We start from the raw sequence: 6,753 nt of genomic DNA on the forward strand, positions 1-6,753 counted from the left end.
AGGGGTGGTGCGGGTCCTGGAACAGCGCGTCGGCGTTTTGCGTTTCGACCGGGCGGCCGGCGTATTGCACGACCACGCGGTCGGCCGCTTCGGCGACCACGCCCAGGTCGTGCGTGATCAGCACCAGGGCCATGCCGGTCTCGCGGCGCAGGCGCTGCAGCAGGTCCATGATCTGGGCCTGGATGGTCACGTCCAGCGCGGTGGTCGGCTCGTCGGCAATCAGCAGGCGCGGCTTGCAGGCCAGCGCCATCGCGATCATCACGCGCTGGCACATGCCGCCGGAGAGCTGGTGCGGGAAGGCGCGGGCGCGGCGCTGCGGGTCGGGGATGCCGACAAGGTCCAACAGCTCGATCACGCGGGCCTTGCGCGCGGCGCGGTCCAGCTCGGTGTGCGCGGCCAGCGCTTCGGCGATCTGCCAGCCCACGGTGAAACACGGGTTCAGCGAGCTCATTGGCTCCTGGAACACCATGGCCACGTCCTTGCCGATGAGGGTGCGGCGCTGCCTGGGCGTGAGCTTGAGCAGGTCCTGCCCGTCGAACACCATGCGCTCAGCGGTGATGGTGGCCGTCCACGGCAGCAGGCCCATGATGGCCAGCATCGCGACCGACTTGCCGGAGCCCGATTCACCAACGATGGCCAGCAGCTCGTTGGGCGCGACCTGCAGGTTCACGCCGTCGACCGCGCGGAAGGCGCCGCCGCGGGTGGCGAAGCTGACGGTCAGCCCTTGGATGTCTAACAGCGGGGTCGTGCTCATGCTCACGATCTCCTCATTTTCGGATCCAGCGCGTCGCGCACGCCGTCGCCGGCCAGGTTGATCGAGACCACGGTGATCAGGATCGCCAGGCCGGGCAGCGTGACCAGCCAGGGCTCGGAGCGGATGAATTCGCGCGCGTCGGCCAGCATCGTGCCCCACTCTGCGGTGGGCGGCTGAGCGCCCAGGCCGAGGAAGCCAAGCGCGGCGGCTTCGAGGATGGCATCCGACACGCCGAGCGCGGCCTGCACGATCAGCGGCGCCAGGCAGTTCGGCAGCACGGTCTTGAACATCAGGCGCCACTTGCCCACGCCGGCCACGCGGGCGGCGGTGACGTAGTCCTTGCCCAGCTCGGTCTGTGCCGAGGCGCGCAGCAGCCGCACGTAGCGCGGCAGGTAGACGATGGTGACCGCGACGATGGTGTTGATCAGGCTGGGGCCCAGCACCGCGACGACCAGGATGGCCAGCACCAGGCTGGGCACCGCCATGATCAGGTCCATCACGCGGGTGATGACCACGTCCACCGTCTGGCCCAGCTTGCCGTCGAACGAGACACAGGCCAGGCCCAGCAGCACGCCGACGACAAACGAAACGCCCATCACCGACAGGCCGATGAACAGCGAGATGCGCGCGCCGAAGATCAGCCGTGTGAGCATGTCGCGGCCCAGGCTGTCGGTGCCCAGCAGGAACTGCCGGCTGCCGCCTTCGGCCCAGGCGGGCGCGGCGCGCACGGCTTCGCGGAACTGCTGGTCTGGCGCGTAGGGCGCCACCCATTCGGCGAACACCGCGAGCAGCACGACCACCACGACGATCACCAGGCCCAGCATCGCGCCGCGGTTTTCGGAGAAGGACAGCCAGAACTGGCGCGCGGCCGAGGGCGGCGCGCTGGTCTTGGCAACAGGAGAAACAGCCATTTCAGCCATGACGAATTCGCGGGTTGATCAGGCCGTAAGTCAGGTCGACCACAAGGTTCACCAGGATCACCACGCCGGAGATCAGCATCACGCCGCCTTGCAGCGCGGGGTAGTCGCGGCGGGCGATGGACTCGATCAGCCACTTGCCGATGCCGGGCCACGAGAAGATGGTCTCGGTCAGCACCGCGCCGGCCATCAGTGCGCCCACTTGCAGGCCGATGACGGTGACCACCGGGATCAGCGCATTGCGCAGCGCATGCAGCCCGACCACGCGCCAGGCCGGCAGGCCCTTGGCGCGCGCGGTGCGCACATAGTCCTCGTTCAGCACTTCCAGCATCGCAGAGCGCGTCATGCGGGCAATGACGGCCAGCGGCACCGTGCCCAGCACAATGCCGGGCAGCACCAGGTGGTGCAACGCATCCAGCACCGCGCCTGGCTGGCCAGAGAGCCAGGCATCGATCACCATGAAGCCGGTGACCGGCTCGAAGTAGAAGTTGATCAGGTCGATGCGGCCGGAGACTGGCGTCAGGCCCCAGCGCTCGCCGACGAACATGATCAGCAGCAAGCCCCACCAGAAGATGGGCATGGAATAGCCGGTGACCGACAGGCCCATCAGCGTCTGGTCGAAGATGGTGCCGCGCTTGGCTGCCGCGATGGTGCCGGCCGGCAGGCCGATCAGCGCGGCAAACAGCATCGCGAAGATGCTCAGCTCCAGCGTGGCCGGGAACAGCGCCAGGAACTCGGTCAGCACCTTCTGGTTGGTCGCCAGCGAGGTGCCGAAGTCGCCGTGCAGCAGCTGCACGAAGTAGTCCCAGAACTGCTTCCAGATCGGCTGGTCCAGCCCCAGCTCATGGCGGAAGAAGGCCAGCCGCTCGGCACTGATGCCGCGCTCGCCAACCCGCACTTCCACAGGGTCGCCCGGCACCAGCCGGATGGCCACGAAGGTGACGAACATCAGGGCGATGAAGGTCGGCACCGTGAGCGCCAGGCGGCGCCAGAGAAAACGGAACATGCGTGCGTTTGCTTTTGGGTCTTACCAGACGTCGCTGCGTGTCAGCAGGAACCAGTTGCCGCGGGTCAGCTGGTAGACGCTGACGGCACCATAACGCTGTTCGCCGTCGGCGCCAAAGCGCATGCTGCTGGTCACCGGGGCCAACGGGTCGAGGGTCTTCAGCGTTTCGACCAGGGTCTTGCCGTCCACGCTGTGCGACTTGCGGATGGCCGACATCAGCACATGCACGGCGTCGTACGCATAGTGCGCAGCGTAGACCGGGTCGTGCTTGAACTCGGTGCGGAAGTTGTTCAGGAAGATCTTGCCGCCGAGGAATTCGCCGGCCGCGACGATGGGCGAGGTGGCGTAGATGTTGCCGATCTCGGGGTTGATCTTGAGCAGGCCTTCGGTCTTGATGGTGTCGCCACCGACGATGCTGATGTTGTGCAGGCCGGCGGCCAGCAGCTGGTCGGCCAGCGCAATGGTCTGGAAGTCGGCCAGCGTGGTGACCAGCACATCCACCTTGTTGTCCTTGATGCCGGCCACCAGCTTGGCGAACTCGGTGGTCTTGTCGTCCAGCGACATGGTCAGGCCGACGGTCTTGTTGCGCGTCTTCAACTGGCCTAGGGCCAACTCGGCCAGGCCCTTGCCGTAAGGCGTCGCGTCGTCAACCACCGCGTAGACGTGCTGGCCCGGCAGCTGCGCGGCAAACGAGCCCATGGCCTTGGACTGCAACGCGTCGCTGGCGACCAGGCGGAAGGTCGTCGGCAGGCCCATCTTGGTGTATTCGGGCTTGGTCGAGATGGCCAGCTGCGGGATCATCTTCTCGGCGTACAGTGGGGCTGCCGCCATGCTCACGCCGGAATTCAGGTGCCCGATCACGGCGACCACGCCCGCGTCGATCAGCGTCTTGGCAGCCTGCTTGCCGGCCTCGGCGTCGGCCTTGTCGTCGGCGGCCACGACTTCCAGCTTGATCGTCTTGCCGTCGATCTTGAAGCCTTCCTTGTTCAGCTCCTCGACCGCCATCTTCGTGCCGTCCAGCATGTCCTGCCCCAGGTCCTTCAGCGGGCCGGACAGCGGTTGGGCGACGCCGATCTTGATCGTGTCGGGCAGCGGGTGGCACGCGCTCAGCATGCCGGCCAGGCACAGCGTGGCCAGGACCGCCAGGGAAGGAAGACGACGGAGGTTCATTGTGGGCTGCGGTGGGGTGGGTAAAACCGTGGCGCTGCCGCGCTGCGTGGGCGCGGCGATGCGCGCCGGCCGGGCACTTGGGCGCCCCCAGACCTGCCGCTTCGCGTCAGGCCCCCCGAGGGGGTCAAGAAAACTCGGGAACGGTCCTTTGTTTTCTTGAGAGCTGGGTGCGCCGGCCGGCCAGGCGGGCTCGCTTTACTTCAGCGAGACGCCGTTGAATTCATGCGTGTTGAACGGGCTCTGCTTGTAGCCCGTGACCTGCTTGCGCATGACCTCGTAGACCACCGAGTGGGCGATCTTGAAGTCCGGCGCCTCCTCGTGTTCGATGACCTGCATTTCCTTGTACAGCTTGGTGCGCTCCTTCATGTCCGCGGTGGCGCGGGCCTTCAGCAGCTTCTCGTCGAAGGGCTTGAAGCACCACTTGGAGAGGTTCTGGCCACCGGGGCGAGCGGCGTCGCAGCCGTGCAGGAAGAAGAAATTGTCGGGGTCGCCGTTGTCGCCGTTCCAGCCCAGCATGCCGGTCTGGTGCTCGCCCTGCTGCAGGCGCTTGCGGTACTCGCCCCACTCGAACGTCACCAGCTTGGCATTCACGCCGATCTTGGCCAGGTCGGCCTGCATCATCTCGGCCACGCGCTTGGCGTTCGGGTTGTACGGGCGCTGCACCGGCATGTACCAGAGGTCCAGCTCGATGGGGGTCTTCACGCCGGCCTTGGCCAGCAGCGCCTTGGCCTTGGTCGGGTCGTACGGCCAGTCCTTGACCGCGTCGTTGTAGGCCGGAATGGTCGGCGGGATCAGGTTGACGGCCGGTGCGCCGGCACCGAGGTAGACGTCCTTCAGGATCGCTGCCTTGTCGATGGCCATCGTCAGCGCCTGCCGGACTTCCTTCTTGTCCAGTGGCGGCTTCTGGGTGTTGAAGGCCCAGTAGGCGATGTTCAGGCCGGGCTGGCTGATGACGTTCAGCGTGGCGTCCTTCTGCATCTCCGGCAGGTCGGCCGGACGCGGGTAGGCGCTCAGGTGGCATTCGCCGGCCTTGATCTTGGAGTAGCGCGCGGTCGGGTCGGTGGTGATGGCGTAGACCAGGTCGTCCACCTGAGCCTTCTCGCCGAAGTAGGCCTTGTTGGCCTTGTAGCGGATCACCGCGTCCTTCTGGTAGGTCACGAACGAGAACGGGCCGGTGCCGACGGGGATCTGGTCGAACTGTTCCTTCTTGTTGGCCTTGGCCAGGAAGTCAGCGTATTCGGCCGAGTAGATGGCCGCGAAGTCCATCGCCAGGTTGGCCAGCATGGTCACGTTGGCCGTTTTCAGCGTCATCTTGACGGTGTAGTCGTCCAGCTTTTCCAGCGCGAGCAGGTCGTCCTTGAGGCCCATGTCGGCGAAGTAGTCGTACTTGCCGCCGGAGACCTTGGCATAGGGGTGGTCCGCTTTCCATTGGCGCTCGAAGCTCCAGAGCACGTCATCGGCGTTGAAGTCGCGCGTGGGGGTGAAGCCGTTGACGCCGCTGTGGAACTTCACGCCCTTGCGCAGCTTGAAGGTGAAGACCTTGCCGTCGGGCGACACGGTCCAGCTCTCAGCCAGGCCGGGCTCGACGGTGGTGGTGCCGCGCGCAAAGTGCGTCAACCGGTCATAGACGGGTCGGGCCGCGTCGAAGCTGGTGCCGGTGGTGTTCAGCGCCGGCGTGAAGTTCTCGGGCGAACCTTCGGAGCAATACACCAGGGTCTTGGCGCTGGCGGCGCTGCCGCAGGCGGCGAGCAGGGCCAGGGCGAGGGTGGACAGCAGCTGAGGGGCGGATGCACGCATGCAGGGGTCTCCGGGGGACGGGGTCACCGTCGCGAGAGTTGATCGGGTCGTCGGATGGACGGGGCGGCGTCAAGGCAGCGGATGGTACGGCCGGCAGCCTGACGCGCGGATTCTGGCTTGCTCGGGATTTTCCTCTAGCTTTGGCTCAACTCACCGACACCTTGGTCGACCTGTGCAGGCGAGCAAGTTTCAGGCCGGCATTCAGCCGGCGTTCAGGCAGATGATTCAGGCAGGGCCAGGGGCCAGTCGCTCGGCCGCTGGAAGGCCGGGTTGCGCAGTGCATGCACGAAGTGGTCGCGCCAGGCGCCGTCGATGAACAGGTAGTCCCGCGACAGCCCTTCCACCTCGAAGCCCAGCCGCGCCAGCACCGACAGGCTGGGCTTGTTCTCCGGCCGCACGGCCGCCTGCACCCGGTGCAGGTTGACCCGCGCCGAGAACATCTCGGCCAGCCCGGCCTGCAGCGCCTCGTGCATCAGGCCGCTGCCCTGGCTGGCTTCGTCCAGCGCATAACCCAGCATGCAGCTGTGGAAGGCGCCGCGGGCGACCTGGTTGAAATTCACGCTGCCAATCACCTGGGTTGGCGCCTCGCGCGGCAGCACCCAGTAGCGAAAGCCCTGGCCGGCCGAAAACGCGCTCAGCCCTTCCTGGATGCGCGCGGCCTGTGCTTCGGCGGTGAAGAACACCTCCGGCGTCGGCGGGTCCCAAGGCGCGAAGTGAGCACGGTTGCGTTGGTAGAACTCGGCCACGGCGTCGGCCAGCGCAGGGTCACCCGCGGTGAGCAGCAGGCGCGGCGTGGTCAGGATGGTTTTGGCGGCAGACAGCAGCATGGCCACCCAATCTATCCCAGATCGGGCGGCAGTCGCGAGACGCGAGCAGGGGCGTCTGTTCCCCGGCAGCCCCTCAGGCTGGCGCGCTCGCCGTGTCCAGCGCCTGGGCCAGCCGCGGCGCTTCTGGGCCGAAGGCGTAGACATCCATGCCCATGTGGCCGAAGGTCACGCTGTCGTGCAGGCGCAGGCCGGTGGGCGCGTCGCCCGCAGCGCCGGCCGCCACGAACCAGGGCAGCAGATGCTCGTCGGTCGGGTGCATGAAGGCGGCGTGCGGGGCCTGGC

At 66.9% G+C, this 6,753-nt stretch carries 6 protein-coding genes and 1 pseudogene; all 7 read right to left on the reverse strand.

From position 1 onward, the window contains the following. The coding region (locus tag FKP22_RS16720; RefSeq protein ID WP_141288589.1) for an ABC transporter ATP-binding protein at positions 1 to 754 on the reverse strand (754 nt) is incomplete at its 3' end. Positions 755 to 756: 2 nt separating this feature from the next. Then, positions 757 to 1,674, reverse strand: coding sequence for an ABC transporter permease subunit (locus FKP22_RS16725; RefSeq protein ID WP_141288590.1), 918 nt, complete (start codon positions 1,672 to 1,674; stop codon positions 757 to 759). Next, positions 1,667 to 2,677 carry an ABC transporter permease subunit gene (locus tag FKP22_RS16730; RefSeq protein WP_141288591.1) on the reverse strand — a complete coding sequence of 337 codons (1,011 nt, stop codon included), beginning with the start codon at positions 2,675 to 2,677 and terminating at the stop codon, positions 1,667 to 1,669. Before FKP22_RS16730 ends, FKP22_RS16725 begins: the two co-directional genes overlap by 8 nt. A gap of 21 nt (positions 2,678 to 2,698) precedes the next feature. After that, on the reverse strand, positions 2,699 to 3,847 hold the full coding sequence (locus tag FKP22_RS16735) for a branched-chain amino acid ABC transporter substrate-binding protein (protein ID WP_141288592.1): 1,149 nt from the start codon (positions 3,845 to 3,847) through the stop codon (positions 2,699 to 2,701). A 195-nt stretch (positions 3,848 to 4,042) separates the two neighbouring features. Then, positions 4,043 to 5,644 (reverse strand): ABC transporter substrate-binding protein, encoded by a 1,602-nt coding sequence (locus FKP22_RS16740; RefSeq protein WP_141288593.1) that lies wholly within the window; start codon positions 5,642 to 5,644, stop codon positions 4,043 to 4,045. Between the two features lie 212 nt (positions 5,645 to 5,856). Further along, positions 5,857 to 6,471: a GNAT family N-acetyltransferase gene (locus FKP22_RS16745; protein WP_170200935.1), complete on the reverse strand. Its 615-nt coding sequence runs from the start codon at positions 6,469 to 6,471 to the stop codon at positions 5,857 to 5,859. A 73-nt stretch (positions 6,472 to 6,544) separates the two neighbouring features. After that, a pseudogene (locus FKP22_RS16750) lies at positions 6,545 to 6,753 on the reverse strand (dioxygenase); the annotation flags it as partial.

Source organism: Ideonella azotifigens, from assembly GCF_006519715.1.
GTDB lineage: Bacteria > Pseudomonadota > Gammaproteobacteria > Burkholderiales > Burkholderiaceae_C > Ideonella > Ideonella azotifigens.

Coding starts and splice junctions, on each gene's coding strand:
- FKP22_RS16735 (WP_141288592.1), bottom strand. CDS start 3,847: ATGAACCTCCGTCGTCTTCCTTCCCTGGCGGTCCTGGCCACGCTGTGC.
- FKP22_RS16740 (WP_141288593.1), bottom strand. CDS start 5,644: ATGCGTGCATCCGCCCCTCAGCTGCTGTCCACCCTCGCCCTGGCCCTG.
- FKP22_RS16730 (WP_141288591.1), bottom strand. CDS start 2,677: ATGTTCCGTTTTCTCTGGCGCCGCCTGGCGCTCACGGTGCCGACCTTC.
- FKP22_RS16745 (WP_170200935.1), bottom strand. CDS start 6,471: ATGCTGCTGTCTGCCGCCAAAACCATCCTGACCACGCCGCGCCTGCTG.
- FKP22_RS16725 (WP_141288590.1), bottom strand. CDS start 1,674: ATGGCTGAAATGGCTGTTTCTCCTGTTGCCAAGACCAGCGCGCCGCCC.